The following is an 18,141-nucleotide window of genomic DNA, read 5'->3' as shown; positions in this document are numbered from 1 at the left end:
ATGCTGTAGAATTAAGCTGACTTAAAGAACGCCATTTTAAGTCAGCTTCGTTCATTTTATATCAACAAAGGTGGTAATCTAAGTGGAAATGAAAAAAATATCACTTATCGTTGTATCAATCTTCTTGTTATTCCTCGCTGGATGCACTGAATCAACTACTAATCAGGACTTATTAGCCAGTAAGCATCAACAAACAGAGAAAACTGTTCAAATCAAGACTAATATCACTGAAGAAACGTTCAAGTCTCAAGCTGAAGAATTTAAAACAGAAGATGTTATAGAAGAAAAAGAGGGAAAAATAGTATCTAATAATACCAAAGAAGAAAAAGCTGAGCAAAAAAAGGATTCAACAAAAACTCTACCAGTTAGTTCTGCTGAGAAAGAGACAACGAGCAAATCACAAAGTGAGAAGAGCACTCAGACAAAAAAAGAAGCTGATTCTCCGAAAGAGACAAAGCAGGAAGAAAAAGCAGCCCCGGTACCTAAGCCAGCTGAGAGAAATAATAATGTAACCATTTCAATCAATGGCAAGGGAGTTATTCTATCTAATACTACAATTGAAGTTACTTCAAATGATACTGTACTAACAATTCTACAAAGAGTAACGAAAGCACAAGGGATTTCTTTATCAGTTCGTGGTAGTGGTGGAATGTCATATGTTGAAGGCATAAATAACCTTTTTGAATTTGACTATGGCCCACAAAGTGGATGGATTTATAAGGTGAACGGTACATCTCAAAATAAAAGTGCAGGAATCTATAAGGTGAATCCTGGTGATGTCATACTTTGGGAATATACCGAGTGACATGAATAAAAAGTATCTAAGGTTTCATGGATATCATCCATTTACGAATTTATGTTATTTTATAGGATTAATCGCTTTAGCATCAATCATTTCTCATCCTCTGTATTTGGCTTTTTACTTTTTTTTATTACTTGTACTATTTCTCATCTTTCAACAGGATAGAAAATTAAAAGCTTGGGTTCCTTATTTCTTTTTAATGTTTTTATTTATCCTTATTATGAATCCCCTTATGAATAAGAGAGGTACTCATATTCTTTTTTATTTGGGTGATCAGTCAATCATGCTTGAAGGGGTAATTTATGGTATTCGTATGGGATTATCCCTTATGTGTATCCTATTTATCTTCTTTTTGTTGAATGTGGTCTTAAATGATCTTAAGCTATTCTATTTATTTGGTAGAATAGCGCCAAAGTCTGCATTGTTATCGATTCTAACGATGAGATTTGTACCTTTATTAAGAAGACGATTAGCAGAAATAATGATGGTTCAAAGCAGACGAGGTGTAAGGACAGATAAAGGGAAAATAAAGAATAAATTAAAGCATGGGATCATTCTCTTGCAAGTACTATTGACATGGTCACTAGAAGATGCAATTCAAACTGCAGATTCGATGAAGGCAAGAGGCTATGAGAACAAAGAAAAAACTTACTTTCATCGCTTTCAAATGACAAAACAAGATTATCTCGCGTTATTGGTACTGTTGACTTTATTTATCCTAACAATGATTGGAATGATAACTAATTCTGTTGCACAACTACAGATTTACCCGTCGTTGGAGCCATTTGACATTAATCGTATTACAAATTTTTATATGGTACCATTTATACTATATATTTGGTTTCCAATTGTGATTGAAATAAAGGAGTGGATAAAGTGGAAATACTCCGGTTAGAAAATGTTAGTTTCACTTATCCTGGGCAAGAAGAGCCTATGATTAGTGATATTAATTTAAGCTTTTCTCAAGGCGAGTTTGTCGTGATTTGTGGACGAACAGGTTCTGGTAAAAGTACACTATTAAAACAATTAAAACAAGAAATAACACCATTCGGTTTAAAAGAAGGTGTTATTTATTATAAGAATCTGTCTATTGAGCAATATAATCCAGAAGTTCTTACCTCAGAAATTGGGATGGTATTTCAGGACCCAGAAAACCAAATTGTCATGGATGAGGTTTACCAAGAACTAATCTTTGGGATGGAGAATCTGGGAGTTGATTATAATAGCATGAGAAAAAGAATTGCAGAGCTTGTTCAATTCTTTGATTTAGATCATCTATTATATAAGAAGACATACGAGATGTCTGGTGGGCAAAAGCAATTGGTCAATTTAGCATCTATTTTGTTGCTTCAACCTAAGGTTCTTCTTCTTGATGAACCGACATCACAATTAGATCCAATAGCAGCAAAGGATTTTGTCCAGTTATTGCAGCGAATCAATCAAGAGTTTGGGATAACCATTATTATGGTTGAGCATCGCCTAGAGGACATTCTACCGATTGCAGATCGTTTGGTTTTTATGGATAAAGGCAAGATTGTCTCTCAAGGAGACCCAAGACTATCGATAGTTGAAGCTGTAGCAGATTCGAATCAACTTTTTACTCCATTTATTCCTTCCATCCCTAAGTTTTATTTAGAGATTGAGAAAAACCCTACATCAACTGATGTGCCCCTAACTGTTAAGGAGGGGAAGGATTGGATAAAACAATTGCAATATCCAAAAAATATCGCTAAAGAGGAAATGGTTACTCCATTACCAACAAACATCTTGTTAAAAGGCAGTGATCTCTATTTTCGATATAAAAAAAACTCGGATTATATATTGAAGAATGTTAATTTGGAGATTTATAAAGGCGAATTTCTATCGCTCGTTGGGAAAAATGGTTCTGGTAAATCAACATTATTAAAAGTGTTAAGTTTGCTTGTAAAGCCTGAAAAAGGGTATCTTTCATATAATGGAACTAAGACGAAAGCAATCAAAGCAAGTGTTCTAAATGAAGAAATGGCTTATTTGCCACAAAATCCTAAAGCATTTTTCACTCAAGAGTCATTAAAAGAAGAGCTATCATTCCATGCTATTCAATTAAATCTAGAAGAAGAGGCCATATTTAAAGTTATTGATACCTTCCAATTACATTCATTATTATACAGACACCCTTATGATCTTAGTGGTGGTGAACAGCAGAAGGCAGCACTTGCTTGTCTATTACTTAGTGAACCAGAAATACTATTTATTGATGAACCTACAAAAGGAATCGATCCTGAAGCAAAACAACAACTTGGAATGTTGCTAGAACAGTTACATCGAGGTGGCAAAACAATCGTGATGGCAACACATGATCTTGAATTTGCCGCTAAATATTCAACTCGAAGTGGGATCATGTTTAATGGCGATATTTCTACACTAGGTCAGCCAAGTCATTTTTTCAAGGGTAATTACTTTTATACAACATCTATTAATAGGATCACAAGAGAGACAGGGAATCGGGAAGCTGTAACAATTGAGGAGGCACTTAACAAATGGAATCTAGACAGATAGGAATTATCTTTCTCATCCTGTTTCCACCACTTTTGCTACTACTCTCATTCTTTTTTGAAAATGAATACTTTCTCCTATTTGGTGTAGCATTACTCCTGATTTCAATGCTTATCTTTTTTCGTTCGTTTGAAAAAAAAAGGATGGATGCAAGAGAAATTGTCTTACTAGCCACCTTAGCCGCTATAGCGGCAGTTAGCCGAATACCATTTTCAATGCTCCCAAGTGTTCAGCCGACCACTTTTATTGTGATTGTAAGTGGGATCGTTTTTGGGGCGGAAAGTGGTTTTCTAATAGGTGCAGTTGCTGCATTCGTATCGAATATAATATTAGGGCAGGGTCCATGGACTCCATGGCAAATGTATAGTTGGGGAATGATTGGCCTGATTGCTGGCCTAATTAGACATACGTTAGTTATGAAAAAGAAGCTAGGTATTACTTTATATGGGATAATTACAGGTTTTGTGTATGGTTGGATTATGAATCTTTATTTTATTGTTGGATTTATAAAGGATGTATCTTGGAAGGAATTTATAGCGTTCTTTGCGGCTAGTTTTTATTTTGATCTGACACATGCATTATCGAACGCTTTTTTTATTTTAATATTTGGAGCTACTTGGATAAAGATCTTAACAAGGTTTAAGCTTAAATACGGTTTACTTTCAAAATGATAGGACTGTGTATTACAGTCTTATTTTTTTTTTGGACAATGCACTTAAATAAATTATTGTACCCATATTTCCTTAATTTAATGTATGATAGATATGAAATTATAACAAATAGGTGAAACTTTTTTTTATAGAAAACGACTATTATTTTGAACGAGGAGGGTAAAGGAATGAACGCCGTGTTTCAGAAGCTATACGAAAAATATCATCACGATGTATTTTCGTTTTTGTTGTATATGGTGAAAAATCGTGAGCAAGCAGAAGACCTCGTTCAGGAAGTGTATATAAGGGTCTTAAAATCCTATGATCGGTTTGAAGGAAAAAGCAGTGAAAAGACCTGGTTATTTTCAATTGCTAGACATGTCGCAATTGATTCATTTAGAAAGCAAAAGGGATGGAAGCAGCGTATCATCGATTCATTTGATTGGAGTAAACAACAAGTTCAGGATGTTGCGCCTTTACCTGAAGAAATAACGATTCAAAATGAACAAATTCAAATGATGTATACATGTCTGGATAAATGTTCAGTCGATCAACGGCTTGTTCTTGTTCTAAGGTATATTCAGTCACTTTCCATAGCTGAAACAGCAGAAGCATTAGGTTGGACTGAAAGTAAAGTGAAAACAACACAGCATCGTGGTTTGAAGGTATTAAAAGCACACATGGAAGAATCTGGGGTAAAGGAGGGGCCGCTAGATGAAAAGATCAGAGTGGAGCGATGAACAACTAGAGAAAGTGTTACAGCAAATGCCGCAAATGAAAGATGAACGTAATCCACAGGAAATCTATCAAAATATCTCAGCTAAGATGCAAAAAAGGCGTAGACCCTCTTGGCTGGTACCTTGTGTAGCAACTATAGCTGCAATTATTCTAATTACCATAATTAGTCCATCACTTATGAATGAAATGAAGAGTACATCTGATATTGCTTTCGAGGAAAATACGATGTCAGGGGATGAAAGTCAGGCTGAATCAGATACTGGCATGATGTCTATGACTAGAGATGAAGAGTCAATAAAAGTTGAAGAGGAAAATTCGAAAGAATCCCAATCTAATTTAGGCGTAGTAACTGACTCTCAACCATCATTTGTTATTAATGAGGACGACATAGGTGATCAGACTTTATTAACTTTTACAGTGCCAATCGATTATGGTCAGTTTTTTTCCACTGTTAGTATATTAACTAATAACGATGGGCGAAGCTCCATTCAAAAATATAATGAATATATTCCATTGTTAAACAATCTTCTGAGTGAAAAATATAAGAATTGGGGATTAGAAACGTATGCATTGGATTATTTGACTTATACTGAAGAAATTGAAAATGATGAAACAAAAAATGTCGTCGTTGATATTCCATCAAATCTGAATATATCTAATTTTAGTTCGGCTGAATCTGGAGTATTCAATCATACGATTGATAATACGTTCAGATGGTTACGTGAGGGCTATTCAAAGGTCATTTATAAATTGGATGGTAAGGTAGGAACTGTAATTGGTCAGTCAGGTGTAGTCTCAGAAGGGATTACGATTGAAAAAAACACAAAAAAGGGATACTTTATTTATAAAAATGAAGGCTCTGACACTCCTTTTTTTGCTTACTCAGTTGACCCTTATGATACGATTGAAGAAGCATTTGAGGCTATGAAGCAAATAGAGAATTTAGGTGATTATTCAATTAATCCGTCAATTCCAGAGGATTGGACCTTTACATTGACACCTGATGAGAAAGCGAAGCATCTAACGATTTCTATTACAGCACCAGTAGAAAATCGAGAAGAACATATCCTTGCTCTTGAAGCAATGATGCTTACGGCAAAGGAATTTGATTTTGAGACCGTGACGGTTATAGCTGACATTGATAAAGTAGGTAGAATTGATATAGGTACACCAATTCCTGTACCAGTCTCACTTAACCCAATTGATTCTCTTAATTAATACCCGATTTCAGAGACTTAGAATGAAGTCTCTTTTTTTTGTGGTTAAAAAAATTACATAATTTAAGAAAATATGTCAAATAATTAAAAGGTGTTTGTTTTTCAGGCTTGTAACATATATAAGACAAATATAACGTTTTGTTTACAGTGTGTATGAACATGTACTATCGATAGACAGGCTAACATAGGTTTCTTTTCAACATAGTTTTCAAGGGGGATTTTGATGTTACTGCAAGAAAAGATAGGACGCCTGACACTTTTAGTGATCATGGCCATTAGTATTGGACTATTCGTTGTTGGTGGAAAGCCAACAAGTGCAAATACAGAATATAAACAAAAGACACAACATTGGGTATGGCCAGTTGTTGGTGAAATATCAGATACGTTTGGAACTAGACATGGAAGGCACAAGGGATTGGATATTGCCGCCCCAAAAGGTGAGGATACTCTAACTGTAGATGAAGGTGTTGTCAAGAAATCTTACTATTCAACAACCTATGGTCATGTTGTATTCATTGGACATCCTAATGGATTAGAAACTGTATATGCTCACCTGAGTAAGCGTAATGTAGAAGAAGGAGACAAAGTGAAAGCGGGTCAAAAAATTGGCGAAGTTGGTAGCACAGGTGTCTCAACAGGCTCCCATCTTCACTTTGAAGTACATAAGGGTGAATGGACTTACGATAAAAATAATGCGATCGATCCTTTAACCGTGCTGAATGAAAGAAAGTTATTTGTAGCAATTGATCAAGAAGAAAATGAGATGAAAAGACAAAGTATGAAGCTTGCTGCAAGCGAGTTCATTGAAGGCTATCAGAACTGGGAAACAATTCATGAAGAAGGCAAAATAGCAGGTCAATCGATCGTAGTTTCTAAGCAATCGCAAAATGAAGAAGAAATTGAGCCTAAAGTGATCGAAGTACAAAAGAATCAAACTCTTTGGGATATTTCAAAAGAAAATAAGGTATCAATAGCTGCAATTATGCAATGGAATGATCTAAAAACAGATTTGTTAAAGGTCGGGCAAAAAATAAAAATATATGAACAACATGATGATATTTATGTGGTTAAGAAAGGAGATTCTCTTGAACAAATTTCAAAGCAAGTAAACATTTCAGTTGAGGAAATAAAAGCACTTAATGATATAGTAGGAGATCTCATCTTTCCGATGCAGGAGCTAATTATTAGCAAATAAATACAAAGTCAGGAAGCTTCTAACTATTCCCTCATGTATTCATTGTATTTGTTATATTTAATAGGTATAATGGTAAAAAACTTGAGGGGGAACAAGTATGCTCACAGATTATCATAATCATTTAGAACGAGGCACATTAACGCTAGATTATATGAAACAATTCACAGATGAGGCAAAAAGGAAGGGCATTGAGCACTTTGGTATATCAGAGCATGCCTATCATTTTTACCAAACAAAAAACATCCTAAGAAATCCATGGGTAGATGAACGCAGGTATTATGATATGAAAGATTATGTAGACTTATTTAAACAAGCATGGAATGAACACATGAATGTGAAAATGTCGATAGAGATGGATTATACACCAGGTAAACATAAAGAAATGAAAGATTTCATCGATTCTTATGACTTTGATTATGTAATTGGATCTATTCATTGGGTAGATGATTTTGGTATTGATTTAGCAGAATATAGAAAAGAATGGGAACGTCGTGACCTATATGATACATATGAGAAATACTATGATCAGGTGATAACATTAGCACAATCAAACCTGTTTGATATAGTCGGGCATTTAGATTTAGTGAAAATCTTCAACTATATTCCTAATGATGAAGAGTTTTTATTACAGCAATTTGATCGAGCAACAACTGCTTTATCAAATTCAAAAACTTGTGTAGAAATCAGTACAGCAGGATTGCGTAAACATATCGGCCAATTATATCCGGATCCAAGATTACTCCAAATGTGTTTTGATAAAGGGATACCTATTGTCTTATCCTCAGATGCACATGTACCAGGTGATGTTGGGGCAGATTATGATAAGGCAATTGATTTAGCAAAAAGTGTTGGGTATCAAACCTTAATGACTTTCGAAAAAGGTGAGCGTAAGGAAGTACCATTAGGATAAAACGAGAGAAAAAATCAGAAACGACTTGCATAAATAGTAAAGGACTGACCTATTAGCTTTTGGTCAGCCCTTTAACATAAATCAATTACTATTCAAATTTTAGTGCGTCCCCATCAAATGGTTCGTCAGCTATTTTGATTGAATCTGTTGGACAACCTTCAAATGCATCCATCATATCCTCTTCTAATACATCCGGAATTTCAACAATTCCTTGATTATCGTCTAATGTTACAAATGCAATACCTTCATCATCATAATCGTAAATGTCTGGTGCAGCCGCTCCACACGCGCCACATGCGATGCAAGTTTCTTTGTCAACAATTGTGTACTTTGCCATGAGTAAATAACCTCCCAAAAATATCTTAAAAAATGTTCGAGAACATAATGCATTATTTACATCCTACCAGTTGGTAGAAGATGTTACTTATTCCTTCATTTCCTATTGTAAAACTGTTTTCAAAACATTTCAATAGAAAAGTCTAGTGAGAATGCTTATCACAGAAGGGATTTCTTAAATTTTCGCTCCTTACTAACTAATGATAGTTTACTTAAAAATATTCTTCTTTTAACATTTTCTCTAAATTATTCACTTGGTTTCAGTATTCATTTACAATTACATTTGTTAAAATAAAGAAAAATGTATTTCGACAAATTTCTAACTAATGTTGGAGAAAGAATAGGTGGCAGATTCTTATGAACGTCTCCTTCAGATCCTTCATTTTATTATATTGTATAAATAAGGTGAATGGTGAAAGATCAATTTATGGCATATATCATATCCTAACTGGAAAAAAGTCATCACAAGCAATGACAGATGGTGAATTTTATCAGTTATCTTTTTTGTTTAGCGTAATGAAGAAACTAAGTCGTGAAGACCTTATCATTAGTATTGACGAACTAGTATCAAAAGGTTTAATAAAAATGCTGGAAGAACATATTTACATTGCGACACCAAAAGGGAATTCCCTCTTAAAGGAAGAGGCTTTTACACAACAGTGCTTTGTGAATGGCCGTAAATACCATGACACAGGTGTGCAATTTTGGCAAAAACTAACACTACTGATTCAAGTACTATCTAATCTTTTAAGAGATAATAAAGAGTATATTACCATTCAACAGGATCAACATATTTTAAATTGGACTAAGCACTTTTTACTCAACAATACAAAAAAAAAGCAAGAGCTCTCTTTGAAGATATACAAAGAATGTGAGAAGTGCCTTTCTGAAATATCTGAACTAGAAGCAACCATTTTTGTGATGAAGCTTTCAAGTGAGCAACGAATTGGCTGGACAAATAAACAAATAGCTACTTTCCTATCACTTGATGAAACAAAGGTCGAATTTTTATTCTTAAATGTTATTCATTATCTATTGTCTAGAGTTGAAAAAGCTCCGCAAAGTTTTCCTGCACTGTATGAAATCTTTATTTCCATTAATAAACGGAGCCCTTTTTTAACAGAATCATCGGAAAAAACATATCAGCTTTTAAAAAGTGGAAAAACGATAGAAGAGGTAGCAACGATCAGGAAGTTGAAAAAAAGTACAATCGAAGACCATATCGTAGAGATTGTCCAACATGACTCACAGTTCTCAATCAATCCCTTTGTTTCAAAAGAAAAGCAAGCGATCATTCAGACAACACAACAATCCCTTAAAACATTAAGATTAAAACAGATTAAAGATGTGATAAAATCAGATGTCACTTATTTTGAAATTAGATTAGTACTTGCAAGAAGTGGTGTGAATAAATGAATCTTGAACAAATCTTGTTTTCTAAATTTAAATATGATTCTTTTAGAGAAGGTCAAAAACCAATTGTTGAAGATATTGTCAATGGATATGATGTTGTGGCTATGCTTCCAACAGGTGGAGGGAAGTCCATTTGCTATCAGCTTCCTGCATACGTAAAGAATGGCACTGTCTTAATTGTTTCTCCTCTTCTTTCTTTAATGGAAGATCAAGTATACCAGCTTAGAAAAAAAGGAGAGAAAAGTGTTGTTGCTTTAAATAGCATCTTAACTTCAATTGAAAAGAAACATGTCATCAGACAATTAAATGACTATAAATTTATATACGCGTCTCCTGAAATTCTTCAATCCAATTGGATTATCGATAAATTAAAAGAAATAAATATATCTTATTTAGTAATCGATGAGGCACATTGTATCTCACAATGGGGACATGATTTCCGGCCTGATTATTCAAAGCTTGGGGATATTCGTAAAATGATTGGAAATCCACCATGTGTTGCCTTAACAGCTACTGCAACACCAGAGGTACTTGAAGATATCATAGATTGCTTGAAGCTTAAGGATGTCAAAAGACATATTCATTCTGTTGATCGGAAGAATATTGCGTTTGTCGTTGAAAAGATAGGAAGCTATCAACAAAAATTAGAAAAACTGCTTCAATTGGTTCAGTCGTTACAAGGGCCAGGAATTATCTATTTTTCAAGTAGGAATGTTGCTGAGAATGTATCCACATTTCTGCAAGAAAATCATACTCCCAATGTAGCTTATTATCATGGTGGTCTTGATCATGAGCAGCGAATGCTAATACAGCAACAATTTATTCAAGGACAGTTATCGGTCATTTGTAGTACCAATGCATTTGGTATGGGTGTTGATAAAAGTGATATACGATATGTGATTCATTTTCATTTCCCTACACAGTTAGAAAGCTATCTTCAAGAGATTGGAAGAGCGGGAAGAGATGGAAAAGATAGTATCTCTATCTTACTTTATAGTGAAAATGATCATGAGCTTCCTGAAATGCTAATTCAAAGTGATCTTCCAGACGAAAGACAAATAACTGCAGTGTTAAATTATTTAAATAGATTAATTCATGAAAAGGGTGAAGTTCATTTCACCAAAGAATTAGACAATGAGGTTGTTGCACATAATGTGATTTCAGAAACGATTTGGAGATTTATTAAATATCATCTAAGAGAAAATGTGATTTTTGAGAATCAAAAGATATCTAAACAAGTAAATGTAATCGAAACTACTGAATTAGTGAACGAAAAAGTAAGAGACAGGATAAGGTATAAAGAAAACAAGCTAAGATTCATGAAACAATGGATTAATACGACCGGGTGTCGAAGAGAGAGAATCTTAGCATATTTTCAAGAAGAGCTTTCTCAAAAGCCTCAAAGATGCTGTGACAATTGTATAAGTGATATAATCTTAGATTTTGCTCAAGCTACAGAAGTTGAAAGAACTAAAAATGGGTTGTTTTTTGATTGGAAACAAGAATTACGTTGTATTCTATTAGGAGATGAGAGTGAACATAGTCATGAGCCGTCAAGCTGATATTATAAAAAGAATGGCAGATAAAGAAATTATGATTCATCTATATTTAACACAAATCATGCTCCTATTGGTATCTATCATATTAGCTTTTTTTCTATTTGAGGATGTTGAGTCATTTATCTCAATGTGGAGCTTTCATCCCTCCATTTTTTATATTGGTGGTAGTATAGCCATTGGGGTAATAGTAGTGGATTTATTATTAGAAAGATGGTTACCCAAGGAAATGCTTGATGACGGTGGAATAAACAAAAGGATGTTTGAAAAATTAAATATAATTCATATCCTTTTTGTTTGTTTTCTCATTTCTTTTACTGAAGAACTTCTATTCAGGGGCATTCTTCAGACTCATTTTGGATTATATATTGCGAGTATCGTGTTTGCATTGTTACATATTCGTTATTTGTATAAATGGGTGCTTCTATTATCTGTAGTCGTCTTAAGCTTTCTTTTGGGTATTGTTTTTGAAAACACTGGTAACTTATGGGTTACAATATTTGCACATTTCATGATAGATGCTGTCTTTGCACTTAAATTAAAAATTGAATATATAAAAAGTTTACGTAAATGAGGTAAGTGTATGAATAATTCAAATGATGAATTCAAGGAAAGCTTCAAAGAGGGAGGATTACCTCCAAGAAGTGAGTATCATCAAACAAATCCCAAGAAGACAAAATTCAAGATAAAATTCCCTGTTGTTAGATTACTAGGATTCTTTTTTATTCTACTTATTCTGACAATAGTATGTACAACGATTTACTTTAATGATTATCTGCCTAAACCAAGTTTTGTTTCAAAAGATTTACAAAATGTTGAGACGGTTAAATATGCTAATCAGAAGAAAATGGACTCTAACACATTGATTGGATCTGAATTACTCGAATCACAAGGGGAGGAAGTTGGCTCTGATACACCAAAGGAGTCAGAATCAGAAAAACAAGTATCTTCTGAAGAAGTTAGAAATGATCCAGTAGAAGAGCAACCTGAGGTGAAACAACCAAGTGTGCCTAAAGAGAAACCAGCATCTGTTGAGTATGAGGTCAAGTATCACACTGTAAAAGCGAACGAAACTTTATATCGTATTTCTAATATGTATTATCACTCTAGAGCAGGAGAACAATTAATTAAAGAGTGGAATCATATAAAGGATAATCAAATTTATCAAGGACAAGTATTGAAGATTCCAATGAAAGTTGAAGAGACTAAATAGAAATGAGGCTTCTTTTTGGAAGCCTCATTTCTACCATTCTACTAAAATATCCTTTTCTTATCGCGCTCATCTTTTAGAATCTCTACAGCTTCTCTAAAACGCTGAGAATGGACAATCTCACGTTCTCTTAGGAAACGTAAACTATCGTTTAAATCAGGGTCATCACTCATATTGATAATCCATTGATAAGTAGCACGTGCTTTTTCTTCAGCAGCAATATCCTCATATAGATCTGCAATTGGATCACCTTTGGCTTGTATATAGCTTGCAGTCCACGGCACACCATCAGCATTACTATAGTAGAGGGCACTATCATGGTTCACATAGTGTGTATCCAAGCCAGCAGCCTTTAATTGTTCTGGTGTAGCATCTTTTGTGAGTTTATATATCATCGTGGCAATCATTTCCAAATGAGCGAATTCTTCTGTTCCGATATCGTTTAATAGTCCAATAATCTTATCTGGTATCGTATACCTCTGGTTCAAATATCTAAGAGCAGCTGATAATTCTCCATCAGCCCCACCATATTGTTCTACTAAGTATTTTGCTAACATTGGATTACAAGTACTTACCTTTACAGGGTATTGAAGTTTTTTTTCATAGACCCACATATAAACACGTCCCTTCAGATAATAATTAAACCTGCCATGGCCAAGGACTGTCATCCCAATTCCAAGGATAACTTGAATAACTCTTGCCATATTGCAATAATGGATGAAATTGAGATTCAAATTGTTTAGCGACTTTTTTACGTTCGTAAGCCGTGTCATTGAATTGTTTAATGGCATCATAGTCATTTGGATGAGTGTCTAAATATAAGGTTAATTCAACAAGGACAAAATCTAACGCTTGTAGATTTTCTAATAAAGCATAATACTCAGGTGGCATCTTCTTCATTTAAGAACCCTCCCTTTTTTGAGGCTCATATGGACCATAATAGGGATCATAGAATGCTTTCCAGAGTGTTCCTGTGCATAGAGCTTCTTTCGGAGAGAATTGAGGCAAATTAGCTGGCTGAAATCCTAGATATATATTTGGTGGAGTGACAAATGTCTTTTTCGGAATCGGACGGCAAGGGTCGAATGGGCCAGAGTAAGGAGCGTAGCTCTTTCTCCAAGTATACATAAGCGCGAACCTCCTACGATATGGAATTTACATATTCTTCAATTCATGTTTATGGATTAATTTCAAATTAATTCCAATAAATTTATGGCAAAAAATAAGAAGTTACATGAACCTTCTTATAATTGGAGAATATTCCTCAAAATGGAATACACATCTATGGTATAGTGTTTTTAAAAGCATTATTAAAGAACTGAAGGTAGGGGAATATCTTTGATAGGAATAATCGTTCTTGCATTACTCGCGATTGGATTATTGGTATATATGGCCATTGTTGCTAAAGAAAATAACATCATTAAAACAACTCTAACATTTGATCATTTTCCGAAGAGCTTTGGTGAAATTACTATTTATTTTATTTCTGATATACATAAACGAACAGTTTCTGAGCAAATGATCAAAGAGGTCGGTACAGCAGACTTAGTTATAATTGGTGGAGATTTATGTGAGAAGGGAGTCCCTTTACATAAGATTGAAGCAAATATTGATTTATTACGGATGATTGGACCAGTTTACTTTGTGTGGGGTAATAATGATTATGAAATAGATTATCATCAATTAGATTCAGTATTACTTTCTAAAGGCGTCAACATTCTTGATAATACAGCTGCAGGATTTGAATCTGAGACAGGTGAACAGCTTGCAATAGTAGGAATCGATGATATAAAAACAGGGCGACATCGTCTTGATCTAGCGTTAAATGATGTCAAAGAGAATGTAGCTTTCAAAATATTAGTTAGTCATAATCCGGAAATAATTAATGAAGTGACCGATCAACATAAAATTGACCTTATCTTGTCAGGACATACTCATGGAGGTCAAATTAGAATTTTTAATGTTGGAATGTACAAAAAAGGCGGGATTGAACAAGTGGGAGGGACCACACTTCTTACTAGTAATGGGTATGGAACAACACAATTACCTCTACGTCTAGGTGCACATCCAGAAACACATTTAATTACTATAAAAACGGAGTAAATCACTTGTTTAGATGAGAAGAGAAGTTATTTTACACAATCTATGAAATTCGTTATAATACGAGACAAGTAAGCTGTAAGCTTTACATCCTATTGGAGGATAAAAATGGGATCACAAGAAGGAAAGTACAATATAAAAGCCATGACAAAAATGTTAGGCATTCAAGCAGGGACTTTAAGGGCATGGGAACGAAGATACAAAATCATTGCTCCAAAACGAAATGAATCTGGTCATCGATTATATACTGAGGAACATGTTCAGATATTAAGCTGGCTTGTGGAAAAGGTAAATAAAGGATTTACGATTAGCCAAGCGATTTCTTTACTTGAATCTTCACCAGCTTTAATGAGCTCACTTAATGAAGAACATCGCTTGGAGTTCTTACTAGCATTACAGAATGAGTTAGTCGATAGCTTAATCCATTTTAATGAGCACAAAGCCCATGAATTGATGAATAAAGCATTTAGCATCTATACGATTGATAAAGTGGTTATCGAACTATTGAGTTCAACACTTATCCAAATAGGAACGCTTTGGGAAGAAGGGGAAATCACAAGTGCACATGAGCGCTTTGCATCATCGTTTATAAGATCAAAAATTGGGATGATCTTTCATAATCTGCCAGTTAATAGTATGCTTCCTAAGGCTGTTACAGCATGCGGGCCAGGTGAATTTCATGAAATAGGATTATCTATTTTTACACTTTTTCTAAGACTAAAAGGCTTTGAGGTTATCTATATTGGGACAAGTACTGCAGAAGGTGATTTGGAAATCGTCATTGATGAAATAAATCCAAATTATCTATTTATCTCATGTACGATGGAAGAGAACAAAGGAGAAACATTGAAGTTAGTTGAAAGAATAACGAAGAAGAACAGAGAACTAACGATCGGCTTAGGTGGTAATGCATTCACCAAAAATAAAACTCATACGCCCCCTATTGAATCAATTATTGTTGGAGATCAGCAAAGCGATTGGGAACAGTGGTTGAAAGAAAAAATGAATCAGGTTAATTAACATACTACTTCTATTTCTGTACTAAAATATGAACCATCCTTTGGATTTTTCATAAACTGAGAATAAGAATGTTGGCGTGACGGTAGGGAGGGGTCTTTATGCGTCTTGAACGCTTAAATTATAATAAGATCAAGATATTTTTGACATTCGATGATTTAATGGAACGTGGTTTAACCAAAGAAGATCTTAGGCACGATTCTATAAAGGTACATCAGCTTTTTCGAGATATGATTGAAGAGGCTAGTGAAGAACTAGGCTTTGAAGCAAACGGTGCAATAGCTGTAGAAGTATATTCATTACAGGCTCAAGGAATGGTTGTAATCGTCACAAAGGATGTAGAAAGTCAAGAACTTGATGAAGATGCTGATTTCTCAGATGATTATATTGAAATGCAAGTTACACTTGACGAAAGTGATGATTTGTTTTATGAATTTTCATCATTTGAAGATGTCATACAACTCTCCTCAAGACTGTTTCCATTAAATATTCTTAGTGGAAAGCTCTATTCATATAATGAACACTTCTATTTGTTATTTGAAGAAGAAGATATTCCGAATTCTGAGAATCTTATTGCGATCCTTGCTGAATTTGGGAATTCTGCAACATTAACTAAATATAGAGTGCATGAATATGGGAAACTCTTAATGAGTGAACAATCTATAGAGAAAATATTTCATTATTTTATGAAAGAATAAAAGGGATGATTTGACTTAAGATGGTCCAGATATTGCATGTTACCTGTCTAATAAAATATTTTATTAGAAAACATGTAATAAAAGTTCCTCTTAGGTCTTTTTTTTAGGCTGTTTTCGTATATATTGTTGCTTTTGATACCGCAGCCTGAATACACTCCGCGTCCTGTGGGGTAACCGGTGAGCCTCCTCGTCGCTTGTGCTCCTGCGGGGTCTCACTTTGGCTACTAGTCCCACGGGAGTCTCCGTGTATTCAGTCTGCTAGAAATCTATACTCAACTAATTCACCTCAAAAAACAACAATCTTTGAGAAAACAGCCTTTTTTTATCTTTGCATCAAATCGATGAAGTTGTATACTATGTCATGTAGCTGTATTTGAATATTTCGTTTAAAAAGAGCTCTAAGTGACTAAAATACCTTTGAAGAATATTAGGAGGTTTACAAATGGAAGCCGATAAAAAACAGGACAACACTGAAAATAAAAAAGAAAAATTAGATGTCCTAAAATCAACACAAACTGTCATACATAAAGCACTCGAAAAATTGGGTTATCCTGAAGAGGTTTATGAATTATTAAAAGAACCAATTCGAATGATGACTGTAAAAATACCAGTAAGAATGGACGATGGTTCAGTCAAAATTTTCACTGGATATCGTGCTCAGCATAATGATGCAGTTGGACCAACAAAAGGTGGAATTCGATTCCATCCGAATGTGTCTGAAAAGGAAGTAAAGGCATTATCAATCTGGATGAGTTTGAAATGTGGGATTGTTGATCTTCCTTATGGTGGAGGAAAAGGCGGAATTGTTTGTGATCCAAGAGATATGTCATTTAGGGAGCTAGAGCGATTAAGTCGTGGTTATGTGCGTGCAATAAGTCAGATTGTTGGTCCTACAAAGGACATACCAGCACCAGATGTATTCACTAATTCACAAATCATGGCATGGATGATGGATGAATACAGTCGAATTGATGAATTTAATTCTCCAGGATTTATTACAGGAAAGCCTTTGGTTCTTGGTGGTTCACACGGTAGAGAATCGGCAACTGCTAAGGGTGTAACGATTTGTATAAGGGAAGCGGCAAAGAAAAAAGGGATTGAGTTAAAGGGTGCTCGTGTCGTTGTTCAAGGATTTGGTAATGCGGGTAGTTTTTTAGCGAAATTTATGCATGATGCTGGAGCGAAGGTTGTTGGGATTTCAGATGCATATGGTGCTCTTCATAATGAAAATGGTTTAGACATTGATTATTTATTGGACAGAAGAGATAGTTTTGGTACGGTTACGAAATTATTTAATGATACAATTTCAAATAAAGAATTACTTGAGCTTGATTGTGATATCTTAGTTCCAGCTGCAATTGAGAATCAAATTACAGAAGAAAATGCGCATGACATTCGTGCAAGTATAGTAGTCGAAGCTGCAAATGGACCAACAACTTTGGAAGCAACAGATATCTTAACACAAAGAGGAATTCTATTAGTACCTGATGTATTAGCTAGTGCAGGTGGTGTGACAGTTTCTTATTTTGAGTGGGTACAAAATAATCAGGGCTTCTATTGGACTGAAAGTGAAGTGGAAGAAAGACTTGAAAAAGTGATGGTCAAATCATTTAATAGCATTTATGAAACCGCGTCGACTAGACGTGTAGATATGAGACTTGCAGCCTACATGGTCGGAGTTCGAAAAATGGCAGAAGCTTCGCGTTTTAGAGGATGGATTTAATTTTGTAAATGGCTAATATTTGCACAATCTGATCAAATCTC

General features: G+C 34.5%; 20 protein-coding genes. 16 read left to right on the top strand and 4 right to left on the bottom strand.

Going from position 1 to position 18,141, the window contains the following annotated elements; translation table 11 throughout:
- Window positions 1-88 precede the first annotated feature (88 nt).
- The 8 genes from F7888_RS15275 (at window position 89) to F7888_RS15240 (ending at window position 8,047) form a co-directional block, all read left to right on the top strand.
- Complete coding sequence (locus F7888_RS15275) at window positions 89-805, top strand: DUF4430 domain-containing protein (protein WP_225228828.1); 717 nt, start codon at window positions 89-91, stop codon at window positions 803-805.
- Window positions 777-1,697 (top strand): energy-coupling factor transporter transmembrane component T, encoded by a 921-nt coding sequence (locus F7888_RS15270; protein ID WP_191780889.1) that lies wholly within the window; start codon window positions 777-779, stop codon window positions 1,695-1,697. Before F7888_RS15275 ends, F7888_RS15270 begins: the two co-directional genes overlap by 29 nt.
- Window positions 1,679-3,340 carry an ABC transporter ATP-binding protein gene (locus tag F7888_RS22990; RefSeq protein WP_191780887.1) on the top strand — a complete coding sequence of 554 codons (1,662 nt, stop codon included), beginning with the start codon at window positions 1,679-1,681 and terminating at the stop codon, window positions 3,338-3,340. Before F7888_RS15270 ends, F7888_RS22990 begins: the two co-directional genes overlap by 19 nt.
- A complete protein-coding gene (locus tag F7888_RS15260; RefSeq protein WP_191780885.1) occupies window positions 3,322-4,008 on the top strand; it encodes an ECF transporter S component in 687 nt (228 codons plus the stop codon). Before F7888_RS22990 ends, F7888_RS15260 begins: the two co-directional genes overlap by 19 nt.
- 167 nt (window positions 4,009-4,175) lie before the next feature.
- Window positions 4,176-4,727 (top strand): RNA polymerase sigma factor SigX, encoded by a 552-nt coding sequence (gene sigX / locus F7888_RS15255; RefSeq protein ID WP_191780883.1) that lies wholly within the window; start codon window positions 4,176-4,178, stop codon window positions 4,725-4,727.
- Window positions 4,702-5,943, top strand: a complete 1,242-nt coding sequence (locus tag F7888_RS15250; protein ID WP_191780881.1) for a hypothetical protein — start codon at window positions 4,702-4,704, stop codon at window positions 5,941-5,943. Before sigX ends, F7888_RS15250 begins: the two co-directional genes overlap by 26 nt.
- A gap of 222 nt (window positions 5,944-6,165) precedes the next feature.
- Window positions 6,166-7,137, top strand: coding sequence for a peptidoglycan DD-metalloendopeptidase family protein (locus tag F7888_RS22985; RefSeq protein ID WP_191780879.1), 972 nt, complete (start codon window positions 6,166-6,168; stop codon window positions 7,135-7,137).
- 97 nt (window positions 7,138-7,234) lie between these two features.
- The gene (locus tag F7888_RS15240) at window positions 7,235-8,047 is read left to right on the top strand and encodes a histidinol-phosphatase (RefSeq protein ID WP_191780877.1); all 813 of its coding nucleotides are present in this window, start codon (window positions 7,235-7,237) and stop codon (window positions 8,045-8,047) included.
- Window positions 8,048-8,135: 88 nt separating this feature from the next.
- Here F7888_RS15240 and F7888_RS15235 read toward each other — a convergent pair whose 3' ends face one another.
- Window positions 8,136-8,384, bottom strand: a complete 249-nt coding sequence (locus tag F7888_RS15235; RefSeq protein ID WP_078546005.1) for a ferredoxin — start codon at window positions 8,382-8,384, stop codon at window positions 8,136-8,138.
- Window positions 8,385-8,740: 356 nt separating this feature from the next.
- Between F7888_RS15235 and F7888_RS15230 the strand changes: the two genes are divergently transcribed.
- From F7888_RS15230 to F7888_RS15215, 4 genes are read left to right on the top strand one after another with little or no spacing between them, the layout of a single operon-like run.
- Entirely contained in the window at window positions 8,741-9,799 is a 1,059-nt protein-coding gene (locus F7888_RS15230) for a YpbB family protein (protein WP_191780875.1), read from the top strand.
- The gene (locus F7888_RS15225) at window positions 9,796-11,358 is read left to right on the top strand and encodes a RecQ family ATP-dependent DNA helicase (RefSeq protein WP_191780873.1); all 1,563 of its coding nucleotides are present in this window, start codon (window positions 9,796-9,798) and stop codon (window positions 11,356-11,358) included. Before F7888_RS15230 ends, F7888_RS15225 begins: the two co-directional genes overlap by 4 nt.
- The gene (locus F7888_RS15220) at window positions 11,330-11,926 is read left to right on the top strand and encodes a CPBP family intramembrane glutamic endopeptidase (protein ID WP_318246303.1); all 597 of its coding nucleotides are present in this window, start codon (window positions 11,330-11,332) and stop codon (window positions 11,924-11,926) included. Before F7888_RS15225 ends, F7888_RS15220 begins: the two co-directional genes overlap by 29 nt.
- A 9-nt stretch (window positions 11,927-11,935) precedes the next feature.
- Window positions 11,936-12,565 (top strand): LysM peptidoglycan-binding domain-containing protein, encoded by a 630-nt coding sequence (locus tag F7888_RS15215; protein ID WP_191780871.1) that lies wholly within the window; start codon window positions 11,936-11,938, stop codon window positions 12,563-12,565.
- Between the two features lie 41 nt (window positions 12,566-12,606).
- Here F7888_RS15215 and F7888_RS15210 read toward each other — a convergent pair whose 3' ends face one another.
- The 3 genes from F7888_RS15210 to F7888_RS15200 are packed head-to-tail and all read right to left on the bottom strand — an operon-like array spanning window position 12,607 to window position 13,690.
- Window positions 12,607-13,176 (bottom strand): manganese catalase family protein, encoded by a 570-nt coding sequence (locus tag F7888_RS15210; RefSeq protein WP_191780869.1) that lies wholly within the window; start codon window positions 13,174-13,176, stop codon window positions 12,607-12,609.
- A 25-nt stretch (window positions 13,177-13,201) separates the two neighbouring features.
- Window positions 13,202-13,462, bottom strand: a complete 261-nt coding sequence (locus tag F7888_RS15205; RefSeq protein ID WP_191780868.1) for a spore coat protein CotJB — start codon at window positions 13,460-13,462, stop codon at window positions 13,202-13,204.
- Entirely contained in the window at window positions 13,463-13,690 is a 228-nt protein-coding gene (locus F7888_RS15200; RefSeq protein ID WP_191780866.1) for a spore coat associated protein CotJA, read from the bottom strand.
- 210 nt (window positions 13,691-13,900) lie between these two features.
- On the opposite strand from F7888_RS15200, the gene F7888_RS15195 reads away from it, so the two are divergent.
- The 4 genes from F7888_RS15195 to F7888_RS15180 all read left to right on the top strand — a co-directional run bounded on the left by F7888_RS15195 (window position 13,901) and on the right by F7888_RS15180 (window position 18,100).
- Window positions 13,901-14,665: a metallophosphoesterase gene (locus F7888_RS15195; protein WP_225228822.1), complete on the top strand. Its 765-nt coding sequence runs from the start codon at window positions 13,901-13,903 to the stop codon at window positions 14,663-14,665.
- 105 nt (window positions 14,666-14,770) lie between these two features.
- Window positions 14,771-15,682 (top strand): MerR family transcriptional regulator, encoded by a 912-nt coding sequence (locus F7888_RS15190; protein ID WP_191780864.1) that lies wholly within the window; start codon window positions 14,771-14,773, stop codon window positions 15,680-15,682.
- Window positions 15,683-15,780: 98 nt separating this feature from the next.
- Window positions 15,781-16,377: a genetic competence negative regulator gene (locus F7888_RS15185; protein WP_191780862.1), complete on the top strand. Its 597-nt coding sequence runs from the start codon at window positions 15,781-15,783 to the stop codon at window positions 16,375-16,377.
- 442 nt (window positions 16,378-16,819) lie between these two features.
- Window positions 16,820-18,100 carry a Glu/Leu/Phe/Val family dehydrogenase gene (locus tag F7888_RS15180; RefSeq protein ID WP_191780860.1) on the top strand — a complete coding sequence of 427 codons (1,281 nt, stop codon included), beginning with the start codon at window positions 16,820-16,822 and terminating at the stop codon, window positions 18,098-18,100.
- Window positions 18,101-18,141 lie beyond the last annotated feature (41 nt).

Source organism: Litchfieldia stipae (genome assembly GCF_014837155.1).
Lineage (GTDB): Bacteria > Bacillota > Bacilli > Bacillales > Bacillaceae_L > Litchfieldia.
This window is presented reverse-complemented; position numbering and strand designations above follow the sequence as displayed.

Coding starts and splice junctions, on each gene's coding strand:
- F7888_RS15235 (WP_078546005.1), bottom strand. CDS start 8,384: ATGGCAAAGTACACAATTGTTGACAAAGAAACTTGCATCGCATGTGGC.
- F7888_RS15230 (WP_191780875.1), top strand. CDS start 8,741: ATGAACGTCTCCTTCAGATCCTTCATTTTATTATATTGTATAAATAAG.
- F7888_RS15205 (WP_191780868.1), bottom strand. CDS start 13,462: ATGAAGAAGATGCCACCTGAGTATTATGCTTTATTAGAAAATCTACAA.
- F7888_RS15215 (WP_191780871.1), top strand. CDS start 11,936: ATGAATAATTCAAATGATGAATTCAAGGAAAGCTTCAAAGAGGGAGGA.
- F7888_RS15275 (WP_225228828.1), top strand. CDS start 89: ATGAAAAAAATATCACTTATCGTTGTATCAATCTTCTTGTTATTCCTC.
- F7888_RS15260 (WP_191780885.1), top strand. CDS start 3,322: ATGGAATCTAGACAGATAGGAATTATCTTTCTCATCCTGTTTCCACCA.
- F7888_RS15180 (WP_191780860.1), top strand. CDS start 16,820: ATGGAAGCCGATAAAAAACAGGACAACACTGAAAATAAAAAAGAAAAA.
- F7888_RS15270 (WP_191780889.1), top strand. CDS start 777: ATGTCATACTTTGGGAATATACCGAGTGACATGAATAAAAAGTATCTA.
- F7888_RS22985 (WP_191780879.1), top strand. CDS start 6,166: ATGTTACTGCAAGAAAAGATAGGACGCCTGACACTTTTAGTGATCATG.
- F7888_RS15225 (WP_191780873.1), top strand. CDS start 9,796: ATGAATCTTGAACAAATCTTGTTTTCTAAATTTAAATATGATTCTTTT.
- F7888_RS15185 (WP_191780862.1), top strand. CDS start 15,781: ATGCGTCTTGAACGCTTAAATTATAATAAGATCAAGATATTTTTGACA.
- F7888_RS15200 (WP_191780866.1), bottom strand. CDS start 13,690: ATGTATACTTGGAGAAAGAGCTACGCTCCTTACTCTGGCCCATTCGAC.
- F7888_RS15250 (WP_191780881.1), top strand. CDS start 4,702: ATGAAAAGATCAGAGTGGAGCGATGAACAACTAGAGAAAGTGTTACAG.
- F7888_RS15210 (WP_191780869.1), bottom strand. CDS start 13,176: ATGTGGGTCTATGAAAAAAAACTTCAATACCCTGTAAAGGTAAGTACT.
- sigX (WP_191780883.1), top strand. CDS start 4,176: ATGAACGCCGTGTTTCAGAAGCTATACGAAAAATATCATCACGATGTA.
- F7888_RS15190 (WP_191780864.1), top strand. CDS start 14,771: ATGGGATCACAAGAAGGAAAGTACAATATAAAAGCCATGACAAAAATG.
- F7888_RS15240 (WP_191780877.1), top strand. CDS start 7,235: ATGCTCACAGATTATCATAATCATTTAGAACGAGGCACATTAACGCTA.